Source organism: Flavivirga eckloniae (assembly GCF_002886045.1).
GTDB classification, from domain to species: Bacteria; Bacteroidota; Bacteroidia; order Flavobacteriales; family Flavobacteriaceae; genus Flavivirga; species Flavivirga eckloniae.
Map to the genome: position 1 here is coordinate 3,225,801 of NZ_CP025791.1, position 20,053 is coordinate 3,245,853.

18 protein-coding genes are annotated in these 20,053 nt (G+C 34.4%); 14 read left to right on the forward strand and 4 right to left on the reverse strand.

Annotation, left to right across the window (positions count from 1 at the left end; all coding sequences use genetic code 11):
- Positions 1-108 precede the first annotated feature (108 nt).
- Positions 109-1,167, reverse strand: a complete 1,059-nt coding sequence (locus C1H87_RS13340) for an isoaspartyl peptidase/L-asparaginase family protein (protein WP_102758266.1) — start codon at positions 1,165-1,167, stop codon at positions 109-111.
- 297 nt (positions 1,168-1,464) lie between these two features.
- On the opposite strand from C1H87_RS13340, the gene C1H87_RS13345 reads away from it, so the two are divergent.
- Complete coding sequence (locus C1H87_RS13345) at positions 1,465-1,950, forward strand: CAP domain-containing protein (RefSeq protein ID WP_102756291.1); 486 nt, start codon at positions 1,465-1,467, stop codon at positions 1,948-1,950.
- A gap of 248 nt (positions 1,951-2,198) precedes the next feature.
- Positions 2,199-3,752, forward strand: coding sequence for an L-piperidine-6-carboxylate dehydrogenase (gene amaB, locus C1H87_RS13350; protein WP_102756292.1), 1,554 nt, complete (start codon positions 2,199-2,201; stop codon positions 3,750-3,752).
- Between the two features lie 432 nt (positions 3,753-4,184).
- Here the strand turns inward: amaB and C1H87_RS13355 are convergent, their stop codons facing one another.
- From C1H87_RS13355 to C1H87_RS13365, 3 genes are read right to left on the reverse strand one after another with little or no spacing between them, the layout of a single operon-like run.
- Positions 4,185-5,318: an ATP-binding protein gene (locus tag C1H87_RS13355; RefSeq protein ID WP_102756293.1), complete on the reverse strand. Its 1,134-nt coding sequence runs from the start codon at positions 5,316-5,318 to the stop codon at positions 4,185-4,187.
- 32 nt (positions 5,319-5,350) lie between these two features.
- A complete protein-coding gene (locus C1H87_RS13360; protein ID WP_102756294.1) occupies positions 5,351-6,091 on the reverse strand; it encodes a phosphodiester glycosidase family protein in 741 nt (246 codons plus the stop codon).
- A 2-nt stretch (positions 6,092-6,093) separates the two neighbouring features.
- Complete coding sequence (locus C1H87_RS13365; RefSeq protein WP_102756295.1) at positions 6,094-6,849, reverse strand: SDR family NAD(P)-dependent oxidoreductase; 756 nt, start codon at positions 6,847-6,849, stop codon at positions 6,094-6,096.
- Between the two features lie 272 nt (positions 6,850-7,121).
- Between C1H87_RS13365 and C1H87_RS13370 the strand changes: the two genes are divergently transcribed.
- The 12 genes from C1H87_RS13370 to C1H87_RS13425 all read left to right on the forward strand — a co-directional run bounded on the left by C1H87_RS13370 (position 7,122) and on the right by C1H87_RS13425 (position 20,044).
- Complete coding sequence (locus tag C1H87_RS13370) at positions 7,122-7,886, forward strand: DUF4382 domain-containing protein (protein ID WP_102756296.1); 765 nt, start codon at positions 7,122-7,124, stop codon at positions 7,884-7,886.
- Between the two features lie 220 nt (positions 7,887-8,106).
- Positions 8,107-9,108, forward strand: a complete 1,002-nt coding sequence (locus C1H87_RS13375) for an AAA family ATPase (RefSeq protein WP_102756297.1) — start codon at positions 8,107-8,109, stop codon at positions 9,106-9,108.
- A gap of 86 nt (positions 9,109-9,194) precedes the next feature.
- Positions 9,195-10,061: a DUF58 domain-containing protein gene (locus C1H87_RS13380; protein ID WP_102756298.1), complete on the forward strand. Its 867-nt coding sequence runs from the start codon at positions 9,195-9,197 to the stop codon at positions 10,059-10,061.
- 85 nt (positions 10,062-10,146) lie between these two features.
- Positions 10,147-11,748 carry a hypothetical protein gene (locus C1H87_RS13385; protein ID WP_394337965.1) on the forward strand — a complete coding sequence of 534 codons (1,602 nt, stop codon included), beginning with the start codon at positions 10,147-10,149 and terminating at the stop codon, positions 11,746-11,748.
- Positions 11,748-12,752 carry a vWA domain-containing protein gene (locus C1H87_RS13390; RefSeq protein WP_102756299.1) on the forward strand — a complete coding sequence of 335 codons (1,005 nt, stop codon included), beginning with the start codon at positions 11,748-11,750 and terminating at the stop codon, positions 12,750-12,752. The genes C1H87_RS13385 and C1H87_RS13390 overlap by 1 nt, the downstream gene beginning before the upstream one ends.
- Before the next feature lie 126 nt (positions 12,753-12,878).
- Complete coding sequence (locus C1H87_RS13395; protein ID WP_102756300.1) at positions 12,879-13,916, forward strand: vWA domain-containing protein; 1,038 nt, start codon at positions 12,879-12,881, stop codon at positions 13,914-13,916.
- Between the two features lie 95 nt (positions 13,917-14,011).
- A complete protein-coding gene (locus tag C1H87_RS13400; RefSeq protein ID WP_102756301.1) occupies positions 14,012-14,848 on the forward strand; it encodes a tetratricopeptide repeat protein in 837 nt (278 codons plus the stop codon).
- Positions 14,849-14,901: 53 nt separating this feature from the next.
- Positions 14,902-15,279, forward strand: coding sequence for a four helix bundle protein (locus tag C1H87_RS13405; RefSeq protein WP_102756302.1), 378 nt, complete (start codon positions 14,902-14,904; stop codon positions 15,277-15,279).
- A 19-nt stretch (positions 15,280-15,298) separates the two neighbouring features.
- Positions 15,299-17,074 (forward strand): BatD family protein, encoded by a 1,776-nt coding sequence (locus tag C1H87_RS13410; RefSeq protein ID WP_102756303.1) that lies wholly within the window; start codon positions 15,299-15,301, stop codon positions 17,072-17,074.
- Between the two features lies 1 nt (position 17,075).
- Positions 17,076-17,834, forward strand: coding sequence for an SH3 domain-containing protein (locus C1H87_RS13415; RefSeq protein WP_102756304.1), 759 nt, complete (start codon positions 17,076-17,078; stop codon positions 17,832-17,834).
- 54 nt (positions 17,835-17,888) lie between these two features.
- Entirely contained in the window at positions 17,889-18,194 is a 306-nt protein-coding gene (locus C1H87_RS13420; protein WP_102756305.1) for a hypothetical protein, read from the forward strand.
- A gap of 269 nt (positions 18,195-18,463) precedes the next feature.
- Positions 18,464-20,044: a SulP family inorganic anion transporter gene (locus C1H87_RS13425; protein WP_102756306.1), complete on the forward strand. Its 1,581-nt coding sequence runs from the start codon at positions 18,464-18,466 to the stop codon at positions 20,042-20,044.
- Positions 20,045-20,053: the final 9 nt, after the last annotated feature.

Genomic DNA, 20,053 nt, shown 5'->3' on the forward strand with positions numbered 1-20,053 from the left:
GATAATGAACTTAGTAAAAAGAAAGCGTAGGTTGTTTCTTGTTAAACTAGTTACGTTCGTTTTTTGTCCTTTAGATTTTGAGTTATTGTTAAATTGTTCTTAAATGGTTTAATCTTTGTAAATCCCGATAGATAGTTCGCCTTTAGCATTCATGGTTGCTCTGTACATACCTGCTGTATTGAATTCTGCAACCATAGTTCCGTATTTATCTACTGCAACAATTCCTCCGGTTCCACCTAGATTTGTTAGTTTATTTTGAATGACTTCTTTGGCGGCTTCTTGTAGTGATACGTTTTTGTATTCCATAAGAGCAGAAATATCGTAAGCTACCATGGCGCGAATAAAATACTCGCCCCAACCTGTACTGGATACGGCACAGGTATTATTATTGGCATATGTACCAGCTCCAATAATAGGAGAATCTCCCACGCGTCCCCAGCGTTTGTTGGTCATACCACCAGTTGAGGTTCCGGCAGCCAGATTTCCGTTTTTATCGAGTGCAGCACAGCCAACGGTTCCAAATTTTGAGTTTTTAATATCGGCATCATAAAAGAGAGCGGTTTTGTCGTCGTGATCTAATTCGAGTTTTTCGGTTTCTTTTATTTTTTCGAGCGATTTGTGGCGTCTTTCGGTATAAAAATAATCGGGATCTACGATTTGCAGACCTTGCTCTTTAGCAAAGGTATTGGCTCCGTTTCCAGATAGCATCACATGAGGTGATTGATCCATAACGGTTCTAGCTAAATTTATGGGGTTTTTAACTATGGTTGTTCCTGCCGATGCTCCTGCATTTAGTGTTTTTCCGTCCATGATAGAAGCATCATGTTCGTTAGTGCCTGCATTTGTGAAAACCGCACCTTTTCCTGCATTGAACAACGGCGAATCTTCCATAACGTTGATTGTTTTTTGCACGGCGTCAAGACTCGATCCCCCATTTTTTAAAATGTTATATCCAACTCTAATGGCTTCTTCCAAGGTAGTTTTGTAGGCAGCTTCTTTTTCTGCAGACATATTTTCTTTTAAAATAGTGCCGGCACCTCCATGAATTATTATTGAAAATTCCTGTTTTTCTTTCTGCTGTTGAACATGTTCAACAGGTAATTTTGATTCATTTTTACAAGAAGTAAATGCTAATAAAACCAAAACTAAATAGACTAGTTTTTTCATGATTTGTAGTGATGTGTTAGGTGCAATAAAGTTAATGGTTTTATTTATGAACTTATAATTACTTTTGGTGATTTGTTGTAAAATCATTCAGCCCTTCAACGGGATGATCTATTTTATTCTCATAAGCTAACTTCCGTAAACAAAAGTAAACACATCGTTTTATTTTTTTATCACTGTATTCCGTGAAATATGCTCTTAACGACCATGTTATATGCTAAGCAACTTATAAGGTATAAAGCGAAATAGACCATAAATTAAAATAGAACGTATATTTGAATATCCCAAATCACATAATTTATGAAAAACTTTTTATTAAAAACTGGACTTACATTAGCATTTTTAACCCTATTAACTTGTAACATTGGATGCTCTAAAGACGATCCGGTCGGCGATATCGAAAAGGAAATAACTATCGATATGGCTAATGAGATATTACAAATAGTAAATAACCATAGAACTAGTATTGGGAAACAAATTTTAGAGGTTAATACTTTGGCGGAAAATTTAGCTGAAGAACATAATATGTTCATGATTGGTCAAGGAGATATTAGCCATGATAATTTTAGTAAGCGAGCAGACCGCCTGTTTGATGAAGAAAATGCCAAAGGAGTAGGTGAAAATGTAGCGTTTAAACAGGTTTCTGCAGAACAAGTTATGACTGCTTGGTTAAACAGCAGCGACCATCGTAAAAACATTGAAGGAAACTTTACGCATATAGGTATTAGCGTTGTTAAAAGTCAATCGGGAGTTTACTATTACACCCAACTTTTCCTAAGGAAATAGGTTGATATTAATTTCACGAATTATCATAAATAGACTTAAGCATAGATAATTTACTAATAAATAATCTTGTGTTTAGCTTATCGATAATAAGTTCTTTACAACTTTATTCTTTGGACAGACCTGTCAGGTTTTAAAATTTGACAGGTCTCAGTTAACCAATAATAATTTTTATAATAAAAATTGAGATTTAAAATAAACTTTATAAGTATCTTGCGAAAAATTAAATAATTCGCAAAAAATTGATATATATGAGTGTAGTTTCTGCTGATTTCGGAATAAATAACGTTTTAGTGCAGTTAGGCGTTAAAGATTTAAATGAAGGAACTTCAACAGGTTCCAACAATTTCTCCAATGGAGAAATTATTGAAAGCTATTCACCCGTTGATGGACAATTAATTGGTAAAGTAAAAACGACAACAAAGGAAGATTACGAAAGGGTTATGGAAACTGCGACAAGTGCTTTCAAAACCTGGAGAACCATGCCTGCGCCACAGCGTGGCGAGATTGTGCGTCAGTTTGGTGAAAAATTAAGAGAGAAGAAAGAGGCTTTAGGCAGATTGGTTTCTTACGAAATGGGGAAATCTTATCAGGAAGGCTTGGGTGAAGTTCAGGAAATGATAGATATCTGTGATTTTGCTGTTGGATTATCCCGTCAGCTTCACGGCTTAACGATGCATTCGGAACGTCCGGGACATAGAATGTACGAGCAGTATCATCCTTTAGGTGTAGTTGGAATTATTTCTGCATTTAATTTTCCAGTAGCTGTTTGGGCATGGAATACGGCTTTGGCTTGGGTTTGCGGAGATGTTTGTGTTTGGAAACCTTCTGAGAAAACCCCTATGTGTGGTGTAGCTTGTCAGAACATTGCTGCCGAGGTTTTTAAAGAAAATAATTTACCGGAAGGGATTTGTAATTTAATTAATGGCGATTATAAGGTGGGTGAGTTTATGACGAAAGATACTCGCATTCCGTTAATTTCTGCAACAGGTTCTACAAGAATGGGTAAAATTGTGGCGCAAGAGGTAGCCGCCCGTTTAGGAAAAAGTTTATTGGAGTTAGGTGGTAATAATGCGATTATTGTAACGCCAGATGCTGATATTAAAATGACTGTTATTGGAGCCGTTTTCGGAGCAGTAGGAACAGCAGGACAACGTTGTACGTCTACGCGTCGTTTAATTATTCACGAGAGTATTTACGATCAGGTTAAGAACGCTGTTGTAGATGCGTATAAGCAATTACGCATTGGAAATCCGCTAGATGAAAACAACCATGTAGGGCCATTAATAGATACAGATGCTGTGGGAATGTATGAAAACGCCTTGGCTAAGGTTGTTGAAGAAGGTGGGAATATTATTGTTGAAGGCGGCGTGCTTTCTGGTGAAGGTTACGAAAGTGGGTGTTATGTAAAACCGGCTATTGCTGAGGCGAAACCTAATTTTGAAATTGTACAACACGAAACATTTGCACCAGTTTTATATTTATTGAAATATTCTGGAGGTGTTGAAAACGCTATAGATATTCAAAACGAAGTGGCACAAGGGTTAAGTTCTGCTATAATGACCAATAACTTAAGAGAGGCTGAGCGTTTCTTATCTGTTGCTGGTTCCGACTGTGGTATTGCCAACGTAAATATAGGGACTTCTGGAGCCGAAATTGGTGGTGCTTTTGGCGGTGAAAAAGAAACCGGAGGAGGACGCGAGTCTGGTTCTGATGCTTGGAAGGTTTATATGAGACGTCAAACCAATACAATTAATTATACTACCGAGTTGCCATTAGCTCAAGGGATTAAGTTTGATTTGTAACGAATTCTCGCGGTTCGCGCTGAACTTCCTGAGCTAAATTCAGGATAGATGTTTCAGTGAGGCAGGAATCTTTTTATGCTAGTTGTTAGTTTTTCTGAAGAATGGTATTAACTCCTAACAGATATAGTTGCAATTAGTATAGTTTAGAAGTTATACAATTGTTAGCTGGAAATAAAGCAGGGACAAAGTCAGAGACTTTGTGATTGTTGTAATATTTAACAAAATTAAAAGCCGTTTTTAATTGAAAAACGGCTTTTTTGTACTTTAAAAATACATATTAAAAAACCTTGCTCCATTACCGATATAATTTATCGGGAGAAGCAAGGTTGTATCTAAAAAAGATTAATAGCGCCGCAAAAATACAGGTTTTTATGGCATATAAAAATTTATCAGTCACTTTTATTAACAAATGTTAATATTTTTAATAATTACTTAACTGTATTTAACTTTTCTTAAAATACGTAACGATTCTTTATAAAGTTCGTATAACCCATTTCCGTGTGTTTTTAAATAAGGTTTTGCTTCGGTAAGTTTGTTTTTGGCTTCCTGAAATGAATTAAGGAAGCATATAAGGTAAGTAGCGGGTAAGTTTTTTAAATCTACTTCCTCTCTTTTTGTAAGTGTAAGTCCCTTTTTAAGTTTTTCTATAATAGCATTATTAGAGTTGTAAATATGATGCAATACCTTTTTGTCAAATTGAGGAGGTTCGAACAATAGTTTTGTTTCAATATTATAGCTCGCATTGTTTTCGAAACGGATGGTTGTTTCTTCTAACGGATAATATTTGCTTGAGTTTTGGAGTCCGAGATTTACATATTCGATAATTTTAAAGCTGTTATCGTCAATAGTAATAGCGACTTCATCTAAGGCAGAAAAGAATAAACGTACCTGTTCGTTTATCAATTCAATATCTACTCTGGAAAAGAAAACCTCGTCCTTTACAAGCTTTTTTTGACCAGCCCAGCATATTACGAAATACTCTTTAAAAACTTTATATTGCGCGTTGTAGTCCTTACGAGTAGTCATAAAATCGAAAACTCCGTCCAATGTATGTTCTATATTGTTTTGGGCATTGTTTTCAATAGCTTCAACAATTTCAGAGTTTACATCTTTTATTTCAATATCGAATACCTTGGGCATACTCATACTACCATCCCTAAAAAACACAGAGCCTCCGTAGTATTTCCAAATGTTTTTTCTAAGCGATGTGATTTTGCCTGTAGGTCTTATAGTTACCAATCCCACAACTTTATCTACGGGCAAGTGCGGAAAGGGAATGTTTTCATATTGTACTATCGGTGGATGACTAAGATAGGCATTGATGAGGTTCTGTATTTTACTGTCATCAAAAAAATCAACACCAACAATATTGTTATCCTCATCTTCAACACCAATAACGATGTAAGAGTTGTTTTTTGGGTTGCTATTTGATAGTGCGCAAATATGTTTTAAAAACTTTGCTTTTCCTTCTTTATGACTAATATCTATTTTTCGCTTTTTATCATAAAAACTGTTCTCATCGTTATGAGCTAAAAGGTGTTTTATGAGAAGGCGTTTATTAATCATAGTTGTTATTCCTGCGAAGGCAGGAATCTTTGTTAATTCATTTCTTTTGTCTCAGCAATAATTACTCCAAAATTACCGTCTAATTGTTTCCAGTTCTTTGATGGTAAGTAGGTTCTCGATACAAATCCGTCAAGGTATAGGGCATTTTTACAACCATTATTTTTAAAAAATTCAGCAAAATCGTATAGTGAGATCAAGTCTTTCGACATGGCAAATAAAAGATTTCCATCCGGGAGAACACCAATACCATTTCTTATATGCAAATGTTTTGAGCCCTTTTTAAATACTGGATGTATTTTATTATCTATTACTAGCATTGGTCCGGATTGTGTCGCATAAGTTATAGTTTTGCTAAGCTTAAATGTTTCAGTTTTACAAACCACCCCTTTATTGTCTTTTGTTAAGTAAAAAACACCATTAGGTTCTAAGTAAAAATTGCCATAATCTTTTTTTAAAGTATCTAAAGGGGTTTTAACAATGCCATTTTCTATAAATAACCCTTGAGGTGTGCCATCTTTCAGATACATACCTCCATTTGTGGCAAAAATTAATTTTTGAGATTTATGGTCAAGATGTTTTTTTAAATTTTTGTGATTTTTAATAGAAACGCCATGATCATTTTTCCAATAAAACTTGAGGGTCTGTTGTTTTAAATCAACAGTATGTATAACGAATCTTGGGTCTTCAAAATTATGACTAGCTTGACCGCATGAAGAGCTAATACAAATATAAAAGATTGCCAAATAGAAAAGAAGTATAGGTGCCTTCCTCATTTTTATAAATCCTTTTTCACAGTAACACTATTCGCCTGGGCAGTTGGAAACACCAATAAATCTGCAATATTCACATGAGGAGGTCGGGATACAGCGAAATAAATAATCTCGGCAATATCTTCAGCCTGTAAAGCTTTAAAACCTTTGTAAACAGAGCCCGCAACCGTATTGTCTCCTTTAAAACGCACCTGCGAGAATTCCGTTTCTACCAAGCCGGGGTTTATGGCGCCCACTTTTATTCCAAACGGATTTAAATCGATACGCATACCTTCTGTAATAGCTAGAACAGCATGTTTACTGGCGCAGTATACATTTCCTTTGGGATAAACTTCTTTACCTGCCGATGATCCGATATTAATGATATGTCCCGATTGACGTGCTGTCATTTGCGGAATAATAGCTTTGCTTACATACAACAGTCCTTTAACATTAATGTCCATCATAGCGTCCCAGTCATCAATGCTTCCTTCATTTATGGGATCTAAACCATGGGCGTTACCCGCATTGTTTATTAAAATATCAATGGTATTAAAGGTATCTGGTAACGATTCAATAGCTTGACGTGTTTTTTCTTTATCGCGCACATCGAAATTTAGAATATGAACGTTGGTTAAGCGCTCCAATTCATTTTGAATAGCTTTTAGTCGTTCCAGACGTCTTCCGCACAATACTAAATCGATGTTATGCTTTGCAAACTCATAAGCAGTTGCTTCTCCAATACCGCTTGTCGCTCCTGTAATTAGGGCTGTTTTTTTCATGTTTTTAACGTAATAAAAAGGCTTTTAATCTATTCAGATACAGGTTATATATCTTTTTTTGCAATTCACGTATAAAAATACTTAAAACTGGTTTAATATCGTATTATTGTTATTAAATTATAATTAAGCTCTGGCTATGAATTTGTTATTAGGTGTTAAGAGTGGCAATTCTAAGTTGCATACCTAAAACATATATTTTTCTTAATTTATTAAAGACTGCATAGCATCAAATTCATAGAGGTAAAACCATAGCTTTTAAATGGGAATTATATATGAAGACCTTGACTAAGCTAAAATCAATTCTTCTTGTTTCACTAGTTGTTTCTTTTTTCGGGTGCAAAAATTTTGAAACAAATAATGTAGGTGCACAAGTACCACCAACCATTTCGATAAAACTAGCAGATGAGTCTGGAAATTTTGAGGCAGAAAATGTTGGGATTTTTGATGTGATGATTAAAATGGATGAGGAAAATGAATGGCTATCGCTTAATTCAAAACAAAAAGGAGAGAGCTTATCTGGTATAACAGGAGACTTCAATGAACTTTTAGTGAACGAATTTCCCATTAAGTCTGGAACTTTAGAACAAATAAAACTAGTATTGGGTGATGCTAAGGGACAGGATTTAAAATTAGAATTAGATGCTGCAATTGAAGCTGGCTATGCTTATGATTTTGTTTTAGATTTTAACATTGAACCTGTTTCAGTTACAGGAAAAATAGGAGGTATTAGTTTAAGGTCGGAGATGCGAGTGGCAACTGATGCGAGTTCTGGAATTATAGAAGGATCTGTTTCCCCTCCAGACGAACCAACCATTGTATCTGTTGTAGACACAAAAGAAACGCCAGAAACCGAAGACGACGAAGTTATATCGGCTTATACGAATTATGCAGGTGATTTTGCCCTTTGGGGCGTTCCTACCGGAACTTACGAGGTGGTATTAACACCTGTAGATGAAAATTCTAAATATAAAGTAACAAAGATTTCTAATATACAAGTGATTAATGGGCAAACTACCGTTATTCAGTCAATTCTTTAAAATCGATTTTAAAGGATTAGTTTTGAGTAAATACTTTACTTCAAAAAAAGCCCAAATGTTAAGAACAACTTCGTAAGAAGTTGTTCTTTTGTTTTAATGAATTATTAACTGCGTTTATTGAATATTTTAACCAATCCTTAACAGGTTTAGAAGAAAAATTTTAACAATTTGCATTGCTCAAATAAGCTTATTATATTCGGGCTTTAAAAAAATAAAGAAGATGCAAGAAACAGGTACAATTGATATTAAGACAATTAATGAGAAAATTGAAAAGGAGAGCGCTTTTGTTGATTTACTGATGTTGGAAATGAATAAAGTAATTGTAGGCCAAAAACATATGGTAGAACGGTTACTTATTGGGTTGTTAGGTCGAGGGCATATCTTGCTTGAAGGTGTTCCTGGGTTAGCAAAAACCTTGGCTATTAATACCTTGGCGCAAGCAGTAGATGGAAGCTTTAGCAGAATACAATTCACCCCAGACTTATTACCAGCCGATGTTACGGGAACATTAATCTACAATATGAAGGTTAATGATTTTTCGATAAAGAAGGGACCTATATTTGCTAATTTTGTGTTAGCAGATGAGATTAATAGAGCGCCAGCAAAAGTACAATCGGCATTACTTGAAGCCATGCAGGAAAAACAGGTGACTATTGGCGACGAAACGTTTGTATTAGATAAGCCATTTTTAGTAATGGCAACACAAAATCCTGTAGAGCAGGAAGGGACTTATCCGTTACCAGAAGCTCAGGTTGACCGTTTTATGTTAAAAACGGTTATCGACTACCCGAAGATTGACGAAGAACAATTAATCATGAGAGCGAATTTAAAAGGGGCTTGGGATAAAGTAAATCCCGTGGTTCCTGTTTCGCAAATACTAAAAGCTCAAGAGGTTGTTCGAGAAGTTTACATGGACGAAAAAATTGAAAAATACATTCTGGATATCATATTTGCAACACGATATCCTGAGAAATATAAACTAGCAGATTTAAAACCTCTTATTTCTTTTGGGGCATCGCCACGTGGAAGTATCAATTTAGCAACAGCGGCTAAATGTTATGCTTTTATTAAGCGTCGTGGTTATGTAATTCCAGAAGATGTTCGTGCTGTTGTTTATGATGTATTAAGACATAGAATAGGGATTACTTACGAGGCCGAGGCCGAAAACGTAACTTCAGTTGATATTATCAATAAAATCGTAAACGAAATAGAAGTACCATAAAAACGAGTACTCAGTGTTCAGTCTACAGTTTGCAGTTAAATTAATTGCGACTGAATACTGGTTACTGCATACTGCATACTGAAAAAATGGATACTAAAGAATTACTAAAAAAAGTACGAAAAATAGAGATTAAGACGCGTCGTTTGTCTGATCATATATTTGGAGGGGAATATCATTCAACCTTTAAGGGGCGTGGTATGACTTTTAGTGAAGTGCGCCAGTATCAATTTGGGGACGATGTTCGAAATATAGATTGGAACGTAACAGCACGTTACAACGAACCCTATGTAAAGGTTTTTGAAGAAGAACGAGAACTTACCATGATGCTTATGGTAGATATATCGGGTTCTGAGCTGTTTGGAACAGAACAGCAGTTTAAAAACGAAGTGGTTACAGAAATAGCAGCAACCTTAGCGTTTTCTGCCACGCAAAACAACGATAAAATTGGTCTCATCTTATTTTCCGATAAGGTAGAGCTTTATATACCACCCAAAAAAGGACGTTCGCACGTGCTTCGTATCATTCGGGAACTTATCGAGTTTAAACCGGAAAGCAAACAGACAAATTTGGCAGAAGCATTAAAGTTTATGCAAAACGTCATGAAGAAAAAAGCCATAGTGTTTGTACTGTCCGATTTTATTGCCGACGATTACGACCAAACCATGAAAATTGTTTCAGGGAAACATGATGTAACTGGTATACGGGTTTACGATAAACACGAAGTAAGCATACCAAATTTAGGAATGGTAGAAATGGAAGATGAAGAAACCGGAGAATTCATGTTGGTAAATACATCATCGAAAAAAGTCAGACTTAATTACAGCACTTTCTACAAGGAAAAAGTAGACTATTATAAAGAAAGTTTTACAAAATCGGGTGCAGGGGCAATAGATTGTCGCGTAGACGAAAGCTATGTGAAAAAGCTTCTGGGGTATTTTAAAAGAAGAGGATAAATTTTAGTTTAAAGTGAAAAGTTTAAAGTTTAAAAATATAGTTCAGAATAAACATAGGAGTCAAGTCTTCGGCATTCGACCTTCAATCTTGTTATCTTTTGTCTTTTGCCTATTCACTTTTGTCTCATATTCTCAAGTCACTTCAGCAGTCGATTCCACATCTATAAAAATAGGTGAGCAGATTACATATCATATTCAGGTAGAAACAGATACTACAAGTTTGGTGGTTTTTCCGGAAGGACAAACATTTACGCCTCTGGAAATGATCGAATCTTATGAAATAGACACCTTAAAAAAGAACGACAAGTACAATCTGATTAAAAAATATGGCTTAACGCAATTCGATTCTGGAGCCTATACCATTCCAAGGCAAAAAATAATTGTTGGCGATAAAACCTTTTTTACAGATTCCCTAAAGGTTGAAGTTAGGAATATAGTTGTTGATACTACAAAGCAAGGGTTGTACGATATCAAGCCCATTATTGATGTTAAAAAACCTTCAAGTAATTGGTGGAAATATGTACTGATTACTCTTCTAATAATTGGTATAGTGGCCTTTTTGCTGTTTTGGTTTATATGGAGAAAAAAGCCGCTAACTGAGGAAGAACAAATTGCATTACTTCCACCTTATGATAGAGCTAAAATGGCTCTTAAAAAACTGGATGAAAGCCATTATTTAGAACACGAGGAATTAAAAGAATATTATTCGGAATTAACAGGAATCATCAGGAAGTACTTAGATGAAAAGGTATACGATCATTCTTTGGAAAGTACTACCGATGAGTTAATTAGTCGACTTCGATTACTTAAGGAAGGTAATCAGATTGATTTAAGTCCGGAGACTATTAAAAATATAGAAAGTATTTTAAAACGAGCCGATTTAGTGAAATTTGCAAAGTCTGCACCAGATATTGCATTAGCCGAATTAGACAGGAATACGATTGATAACGAAATTGATCATGTAAAAGAAGTGCTCCCAGAACCAACGGAAGAAGAGAAGCTTTTAGATGAAAAGTATAGAGAGGAATTAGAGCGTAAAAAGACCCGAAAGAAAATTATAATAACGGTAGCAATAAGTCTGTTTTTAATAATAGCTACTTTCGTAGGTTTTTCAATAAAATTTGGTTTCAATTATGTTAAAGATACTATTATTGGTCACGAGAGCATAGAGCTTTTAGAAGGTGATTGGGTAACTAGTGATTATGGCGTACCACCTATAACACTTTCGACACCAAAAGTATTAAAAAGAATAGATTCTGGTATACCAGAAGAATTGGCTCAACAGGTTGAGGTAACCATGTTTGGATATGGTAGTTTAATTGATAAGTTTAATATTGTAGTTGCTACATCCAAGTACAAAAATTTAGGTGAAAACAAAATAGATTTACAAAATGCTATAGATGGAAATTTTAAAACCCTTGAAGCATCTGGAGCTCAGAATATCATAACAAAGAACGACAAGTTTGTTACTCCAAATGGCGCTGAAGGACTAAAAGTTTACGGTACGTTGGAGATGCCTGTGCCAAAGTCGGACAAAGTTGAAAAAGGGAAGTATACTATTTTAGCATTCACATCAGAAAATGTTGTACAGCAAGCATTGCTTTTCTGGAGGGAACATGATGTTTATGCAGATCAAATAGTTGAGCGAATTTTAAATTCAATAGAACTTAAAAAAGCGGAAGAATAATGTTTGAGGGAATCGAATTTTTAAATAAAGAATTTTTCTGGTTATTGCTAGCACTTCCGCTAGCTGTACTATGGTACATATTAAAACACAAAAAGCAAACCGCAGAGCTAAAAATATCAAGCTTAAAAGGCTTTAAAATTACCAATTCCTGGTTGCCAAAACTAAAGCACTTATTATTCGTTTTGCGTTTGGTTGCATTAGCTTTATTAATTATGGCATTGGCTAGACCCCAAACAGTAGATGTTTCAACGAAAACAAAAACGACCAGAGGGATAGATATTGTAATGGCTATAGATGTTTCTGCAAGTATGTTGGCTAAGGATTTATCACCAAATAGATTGGAAGCGTTAAAAAAAGTAGCGGCAGAATTTATTAAAGGCAGGCCAAACGATAGAATTGGTCTGGTAGAATATGCTGGAGAAAGCTATACAAAAACACCAATAACTAGTGATAAAGCTATAGTAATAAGATCCTTAAAGAGTATACAATATAATAATATTATTGAAGGTGGGACTGCTATAGGTATGGGGCTGGCAACATCAGTAAACCGATTAAAAGATAGTAAAGCTACCAGTAAGGTGATTATTTTGTTAACCGATGGTGTAAACAATTCAGGGTTTATCGATCCTAAAATTGCTAGCGAACTTGCGGTTGAATACGACATAAAGACCTATACCATTGGTTTAGGAACAAACGGAATGGCACTCTCGCCAGTTCGTATTTTGCCTAATGGTTCATTCCAATACGGACGTATTCAAGTGGAGATTGACGAAGAGCTGTTAAAAGAAATTGCCAACGTTACTGGAGGTAAATATTTTAGAGCTACAGATAATAGGAAATTGGAAGAGATTTATGATGAAATTAATAAGCTGGAAAAAACAGAAATCGAAGAATTTAAATTTTATAATTACGAAGAGAAATACAGGTCGTTAGTTATCCTTGCAGGACTATTACTCATTATAGAATTGCTGTTGCGCTTTACGATTTTTAGAAGCTTCGTTTAAAGAAATGTAGACACGTATTAGAGAAAAGGCTTTGAAATAGAGGCTTTATAGAGAATTTGAGTATAGAAGTATTGTGAATTCGTGGCAAAACAAATAAACGAATTCACGGCAAACAAATAAACAATAATGTATCAATTAGAAGAGAAAATATGGTTTTGGGCATTAGGTATTATTCCAGTAATAATCCTATTCTTTTTGATGCTTCAGTTTTGGAAATATAAAACACAAAACAAATTTGCAGATAAAAGATTGCTTAAAAAGTTAAGCCCAAATACATCCGTATTCAAATCAGTTTTAAAAATAGGGGTTTTGAGCCTTGCTTTTGCTTGTTTGGCAATAGCATTGGTAAATCCCAAAATAGGTACAAAACTAGAAACGGTTAAACGAGAAGGTGTAGATATTGTATTTGCTATCGATGTATCTAAGAGTATGTTGGCAGAAGATATTGCGCCAAATAGGTTAGAAAAATCAAAACAACTCGTTACCCAGATTATCAATAATTTGGCGAGCGATCGCATTGGTATAATAGCATACGCAGGGAAAGCATTTCCGCAGTTACCCATTACAACAGATTATGCGTCTGCTAAGATGTTTTTACAGAGCATGAATACCGATATGCTATCATCACAAGGAACTGCTATAAACGAAGCCATTAAATTAGCAAAAACCTATTTTGATGATGAACAGCAAACCAATCGAGTACTGGTTATTATTTCGGATGGTGAAGATCATAGCGAAGAAGCGGCTGCTATAGCAGAGGAAGCCAATGAAGAAGGCATTCGAATATTTACAATAGGTGTGGGTGATGTAAAAGGTGGGCCTATTCCAGAGAGGCGAAATGGTATTGTTTTAAACTACAAGAAGGATAGCAAGGGAGAAACCGTTATTACTCGTTTAAATGAAGAAACGCTTAAAGCTATAGCAGATGAAGCTAATGGCGCTTATATAAATGGGGAAAGTACAAACGATGTTGTTGAAAATATTCGTGAAATTTTAAACAGCATGGATAAAACAGAATTTGAAGCCAAGCAATTTGCCGATTTTAAAGATCAATTTCAATGGTTTTTAGGATTTGGAATTTTCCTTTTGCTATTAGATGTTTTTCTATTGGAGCGTAAGACAGCTTGGTTAAAAAAACTGAATTTGTTTAACGAGAATCTTTAGTTCTCTTTAAAAAGGGATTAACTAACTCGATTTAAACTTTTATAAATTTTTTAACGAACAAAAGTATAAGGTTTTATATCTTAGAAATAAAAAAAATGAAACAGATAGTATTAGTTCTATTAACATGCATTACCTCAATAGCTTCTTTTGCTCAGGAAGAAGATGATAAAGCACAAAGGTTAGCGTTAAAAAAGGCTAATGGCTATGTTTATGAGGGAAATAATTCAATAAATAATGACGATTTTGTTTCTGGAGAAATGGCATACAGACAAGCTATTTCTAAACAACCAAATACGGTAGCTGGAATTTACAATTTAGGAAACGCGTATTATAAAGAAGGTAATTACGAAGAAGCTCTTTATCGTCATGAGCAAGCTGCAAAGGCTACTACTTCAAAATCGGAAAAGCATAAAGCATATCATAACATCGGCAATATTTTAATGCAGAATAAAAAGTGCAAGGAAGCCGTTGAAGCCTTTAAAAGTGCTTTGAGAAACGATCCAACAGACAACGAAACACGTTACAATTTAGGAATAGCTAAGATTTGTGCAGAACAGCAGAAAGATCAGCAAGACCAAAATAAGGACGATAAAAAGAAGGATCAGAATAAAGACGATCAAGACAAAAAAGATAACGAGAATAAAAAAGATCAGAAAGACCAAAAAGATCAAAATAACGAGGATCAAAAAGACAAAGGCGACCAGGACAAAAAAGATGATGAAGGAAAGCCAAAAGACGACAAAAAAGATAAAGGTAAGGGAGAAGATGAACAGAAAGATAAACAAAAGCCCAAGCCAAAACCTGGACAAATGTCGCCACAGCAAATAAAAAATTTATTGGAAGCCATGAACAATCAAGAACAAAAAGTTCAGGAAAAAATGAATGCGGTAAAAGAAAAAGGTGCCAAAATTAAAACGGAAAAGGACTGGTAGATTAACGATTAACGAGTTTTGATTAACAAGTTTTGAATTGAGAATAAGTATCGATGAAAACAAATGATTTAGAAGAAAGAATAATTGATTTTGCTGTTTCGATAATTAACTTAATAGAAGATGTGAAAAATAGTTATGCAGGTAATTATTACGGAAACCAATTAATACGTTCTTCAGGTTCTCCTGCTCTCAATTATGGAGAAGCTAGGAGTGCCGAATCTCATAAAGATTTTGTTCATAAAATGGGAATCTGTTTAAAGGAACTTAGAGAATCATATAACTGTTTAAGGATAATTAATAAAGCTAATTTATTTAATGGAAATCAAGTTAAAATGAATAAAGCTTTAGATGAAAATAATCAATTAGTATCTATTTTTGTTGCCAGTATTAAAACATCGAGAAGTAAAAATTCAAATATCAAAAATCGCTAATCGTTGTTCGTTAATTATTATGAAACTGATTAAACACATATCAATACTACTATTAATACTTACAGCAAGTATTACTTCTGCCCAAGTTAAATTTGAGGCGAAAGTAAGCAAACAAAAACTGGGTATTAACGAGCGCTTGCGTATTGACTTTGAAATGAATAAAGATGGGGACAATTTTAACCCTCCAAACTTTTCAAACTTTACAGTAGTAGGTGGTCCTAATCAATCCGTAAGCAATTCATGGATTAATGGCGTAAGAACCTATAAGAAGACCTATAGTTACTTTTTAGCGCCAAAAAAGCGTGGGAACTTCACCATAAAACAAGCAACTATTGTTATTGATGGCGAAACCTATAAAACGTTGCCTATAAATATTCAGGTTACAGCAGCAGTAGATAAGCCAAAAGACCCGAATGATGCAAATTACATCGCATCAGAGAATATTCATTTAGTAGCAGAAGTTTCAAAAACAAATCCCTATTTAAACGAAGCCATTACGGTTGTATACAAACTATACGTATCGCCAACAATTGCCGTAGATAGCTGGAATGAGATTGATAGTCCGAGGTACAACGATTTCTGGAGTCAGAATATAAATACCCAAGGACAAAAAGTTCAAAACGGAACCTTTAAAGGAAAAGATTATCGCTTTTTGGTTTTACGAAAAGCAGTGCTATATCCTCAAAAAACAGGTAAACTAAATATAGAACCGTTAAGTTTGGATATCGCTTTACGCGTACCTTCCAACAGGAGGGATATTTTTGGAAGCCTTTTAATGACACGTGTTAACAAAACCGTGTCTGCCGGGAATAAAACAATTAATGTTAAACCGCTTCCCGATGCTGGAAAACCAGTAGATTTTGCAGGAGCTGTTGGTGATTTCAAACTGGATGTTATAGCATCAAAGAAAGTACTAGATGCTTCAGAATCATTTCAGGTAAAAGTGGCCGTTAAAGGTAATGGTAATTTAAAGCTATTTAAGCTGCCAAAGATCTCGTTACCGAGTTCATTAGAGGTATATGAGCCCGAGCATGAAGAACAGGTTAAAACAAACCTTTCTGGTATGAGAGGGAGTATTTCAGATAGTTATACCGTTGTGCCGCAATTCAAGGGAAAATACCCTATACCAAGTATTTCGTTTTCGTATTTCGATTTAAAAACAGAAAGTTATAAACGATTAACATCCGACGAGATTGTAATTGATGTTTTAAATGGCCCTACAAATAGCGCCAGTGACACCTCAAGCGATAATCCTTCAAATAGTGTTAAACAACGTGTTGTTTTAAATAACGACCAATTTGCTTTTATTAAAACCAAAACCAATTTTATTAGCACCAAAACAAATTACTTCTTTAAAACAAATCTGTTTTGGAGCCTATTGTTATTGCCCTTTTTAGCAATTCCTTTAGCCATAGTAGTTCGTAAGAAAAAAGCAACCAGAGATGCCGATGTATATGGTAATAGAATAAGAAAGGCAGATAAGCTGGCAAAGAAATACTTAAGTAGCGCTAAAAAATCGTTAGGAAAAAAAGAAGCGTTTTATATAGCATTAGAGAAAGCATTGCATAATTACTTAAAAGCAAGATTACACATAGAAACTAACGATTTAAGTAAAGATAAGATTAGTAGTTTGCTAAAAGAAAAGCAAGTTGACGATGGCGTTATAAACGATTTTATTGCCATTGTACAAAACTGTGAATTAGCGAGGTATACACCAATAGATATTGTTACTATGCAGGAAGATTATGAAAAAGCAGCAAAAACAATTTCTTTAATAGATAAACAAGCACGTTAAGATGAAAAAAGTTTTTTACATAGTATCGTTTTTGTTAAGCTTAACCGCTTTTTGTCAAAACCAAACATTATTCGAAAAAGCCAATGCGTTGTATAATGAAGATAAATATGCCGAAGCTATAGATAATTATAGGGCTATTTTAGAAACTGGTAATCATTCAGCCGATTTGTATTTCAATTTAGCCAATGCACACTATAAACTAAACAATATAGCACCAAGTATCTACTTTTATGAAAAAGCGTTACAATTGGCTCCTAATGATCCAGATATTAAGAACAATCTGTCGTTTGCCCAAAACATGACCATAGATGCTATTGATGTTGTACCAGAAGCGGGTCTTGCTAAGCTTTTAAATAATGTTACCCATACCATGAGTTTCGACAATTGGGCCAGAGTAGCAGTAGGTTTGGTGTTTTGTTTTGTTGTTTTATTTCTCATTTACTATTTTGCCTTTTCTACACTAAATAAGCGCTTAACATTTATTGGGAGCTTGGCATCTCTATTTTTACTGTGTGTATCGTTAGCCTTTGCATTTCATAAGTACAATCTGGATAAAAAGGATAATCCAGCGATTGTATTCGAGCAAGAAAGTAAAGTGAAAAACGACCCAAACCCAAGAAGTGAAGAAGCCTTTAGGCTGCATGAAGGTACGAAAGTACAGGTTCTGGAATCTTACAATGATTGGAAAAAAATAAGACTCTCTGACGGTAAGACAGGATGGGTAAATTCAAAAGACATTAAAATGTTGAATAATATTTAATATTTCTTTAACAAAAAATAGTATATATTTGCTTTTCATTATTTTTTTAACAGAATGTCTAGAAATATAGTATCTATAAGTTTATCGATATTTTTTATGGTGCTTCTAACTGCACCAACCATAGTGACTGTAATAGACGATTCTATTGATGTGTCTTTCCTTTTCGACTCATCTGAGGAAGAAGAAAAAAAAGGTAGTAAAAAAGACAAAAATTCCGAAATCTTATTTTTTGAGTTCAATGAAAACGAAGTTGGTTTGGCTCTTAAAAAGAAAAAGAATAGCTTACAATATTACTCTAAAAGTTATTCTAAACCACATTTAAATATTATTTCCCCTCCCCCAGATTTACACATACAGTAATTCTAAAACACTAAAAAGGGGTGTCTAAAAGTGTTATTCAAACCTGGCAACTTGCTTGTCACAGGCTAAGAATCTCTTTGAAATTAAACATTTGTTTTATCAGAATGTCAGAGATTTTTGGACCTTGATTTATGCTGAGTCTTTATTGACTTAGTTCAGAGCAGGCTAGTCGAAATATTTACAATAACATTTTTCAGACTTTTAAACCCTAGTAATTTTCAACTTAACCATTCTTTGATTTACATCACAGGAGTAAAAACTTATTTTTCATGTTTAAAACTATTAAAAATGACTTGCCAGCGAGTATAGTCGTATTTTTTGTCGCATTACCATTATGTCTTGGTATTGCATTGGCAAGTGGAGCACCTCTTTTTTCAGGCTTAATTGCCGGAATTGTTGGAGGTATTGTTGTTGGTTCATTAAGTGGATCAAAAATTGGAGTTAGTGGACCGGCTGCCGGATTAGCAGCTATTGTATTGGCCGCTATAGGAACTTTAGGAGGCTATCAAAACTTTTTAGTTGCTGTGGTTCTAGGGGGTGTTATTCAATTATTATTTGGTGTTTTAAGAGCCGGTATTATTGGGTATTATTTCCCGTCTTCCGTAATTAAAGGGATGCTAACAGGTATTGGTATAATAATCATTCTTAAACAAATACCACATTTCTTTGGCTACGATGCTAGTGCAGATGGTAACATACATTTCTTTGAAGTAGATAGTAAAGGAACTTTTTCAGAATTAATAGGTACTATTAATCATATAAAATTGGGATCTGCTTTAATTGGATTAATTGGACTGGGCATATTGATTCTTTGGGATAGAGTATTAACAAAAAAAGCTAAGATATTTCAATTAATACAAGGGCCATTAGTGGCTGTTGTAGTTGGAATAGTTTATTACTATTTAACAAGTTCACATGATACTTTATCTATAGCATCATCTCATTTAGTAAGTGTCCCTGTTCCAGAAGATGCAGCTTCATTTTTTGGGCAATTTAGCTTTCCTAATTTCGCTGCAATTACAAATCCAGATATTTGGGTAGTAGCTTTTACCATTGCTTTAGTTGCTAGTTTAGAAACTTTATTATGCGTAGAAGCAACAGATAAACTAGACCCTAACAAAAACGTAACACCTACAAACAGAGAGTTATTAGCACAAGGTACCGGAAACATTCTTTCGGGAATGATAGGCGGTTTACCTATAACTCAGGTAATTGTAAGGAGTTCTGCTAATATTCAGTCTGGAGGGGTGTCTAAAATGTCTGCAATTATTCATGGATTGTTCTTAATTATTTCGGTGATTTTAATTCCGAGATTATTAAATATGATTCCATTATCAGTTTTAGCAGCTATCCTATTAATTGTTGGTTATAAGTTGGCTAAACCTTCATTATTCAAAAAAATGTATGATTTAGGTTGGAAACAATGGATACCATTTACAGTAACAGTTGCAGGGATAGTATTTATAGACCTGTTATATGGAATAGGACTTGGACTTGGTGTAGGTATTATTGTTATTCTTATTAAAAGTTACCAAAACTCACACTTCTTACATATTGAAGATAAAAGTAATGGGAAGCATAAAATAAAAATGACTTTTGCAGAAGAAGTAACGTTTTTTAATAAAGGAGCTATACTTAAAGAATTAGATGCCTTACCAAGAGATACTTATTTGGAATTAGATGTTAGAAAAACAAGATATCTGGATAACGATATTATTGAAATTTTAGAGGATTTTGCTTTTAAAGCAAAAGAAAAACATATCGATATCAAATTGGTTTCAGAACGAGGTGTTGTTGAGAACCCGTCAAGCTTTATTGAATTTTTTAAATTAAGACCTAAATCAGCCTAAACCTAGAAA

Excerpts from the sequence above, each read along its gene's own strand:
- C1H87_RS13340 (WP_102758266.1), bottom strand. The coding sequence starts at position 1,167 with ATGAAAAAACTAGTCTATTTAGTTTTGGTTTTATTAGCATTTACTTCT.
- C1H87_RS13345 (WP_102756291.1), top strand. The coding sequence starts at position 1,465 with ATGAAAAACTTTTTATTAAAAACTGGACTTACATTAGCATTTTTAACC.
- amaB (WP_102756292.1), top strand. The coding sequence starts at position 2,199 with ATGAGTGTAGTTTCTGCTGATTTCGGAATAAATAACGTTTTAGTGCAG.
- C1H87_RS13355 (WP_102756293.1), bottom strand. The coding sequence starts at position 5,318 with ATGATTAATAAACGCCTTCTCATAAAACACCTTTTAGCTCATAACGAT.
- C1H87_RS13360 (WP_102756294.1), bottom strand. The coding sequence starts at position 6,091 with ATGAGGAAGGCACCTATACTTCTTTTCTATTTGGCAATCTTTTATATT.
- C1H87_RS13365 (WP_102756295.1), bottom strand. The coding sequence starts at position 6,849 with ATGAAAAAAACAGCCCTAATTACAGGAGCGACAAGCGGTATTGGAGAA.
- C1H87_RS13370 (WP_102756296.1), top strand. The coding sequence starts at position 7,122 with ATGAAGACCTTGACTAAGCTAAAATCAATTCTTCTTGTTTCACTAGTT.
- C1H87_RS13375 (WP_102756297.1), top strand. The coding sequence starts at position 8,107 with ATGCAAGAAACAGGTACAATTGATATTAAGACAATTAATGAGAAAATT.
- C1H87_RS13380 (WP_102756298.1), top strand. The coding sequence starts at position 9,195 with ATGGATACTAAAGAATTACTAAAAAAAGTACGAAAAATAGAGATTAAG.
- C1H87_RS13390 (WP_102756299.1), top strand. The coding sequence starts at position 11,748 with ATGTTTGAGGGAATCGAATTTTTAAATAAAGAATTTTTCTGGTTATTG.
- C1H87_RS13395 (WP_102756300.1), top strand. The coding sequence starts at position 12,879 with ATGTATCAATTAGAAGAGAAAATATGGTTTTGGGCATTAGGTATTATT.
- C1H87_RS13400 (WP_102756301.1), top strand. The coding sequence starts at position 14,012 with ATGAAACAGATAGTATTAGTTCTATTAACATGCATTACCTCAATAGCT.
- C1H87_RS13405 (WP_102756302.1), top strand. The coding sequence starts at position 14,902 with ATGAAAACAAATGATTTAGAAGAAAGAATAATTGATTTTGCTGTTTCG.
- C1H87_RS13410 (WP_102756303.1), top strand. The coding sequence starts at position 15,299 with ATGAAACTGATTAAACACATATCAATACTACTATTAATACTTACAGCA.
- C1H87_RS13415 (WP_102756304.1), top strand. The coding sequence starts at position 17,076 with ATGAAAAAAGTTTTTTACATAGTATCGTTTTTGTTAAGCTTAACCGCT.
- C1H87_RS13420 (WP_102756305.1), top strand. The coding sequence starts at position 17,889 with ATGTCTAGAAATATAGTATCTATAAGTTTATCGATATTTTTTATGGTG.
- C1H87_RS13425 (WP_102756306.1), top strand. The coding sequence starts at position 18,464 with ATGTTTAAAACTATTAAAAATGACTTGCCAGCGAGTATAGTCGTATTT.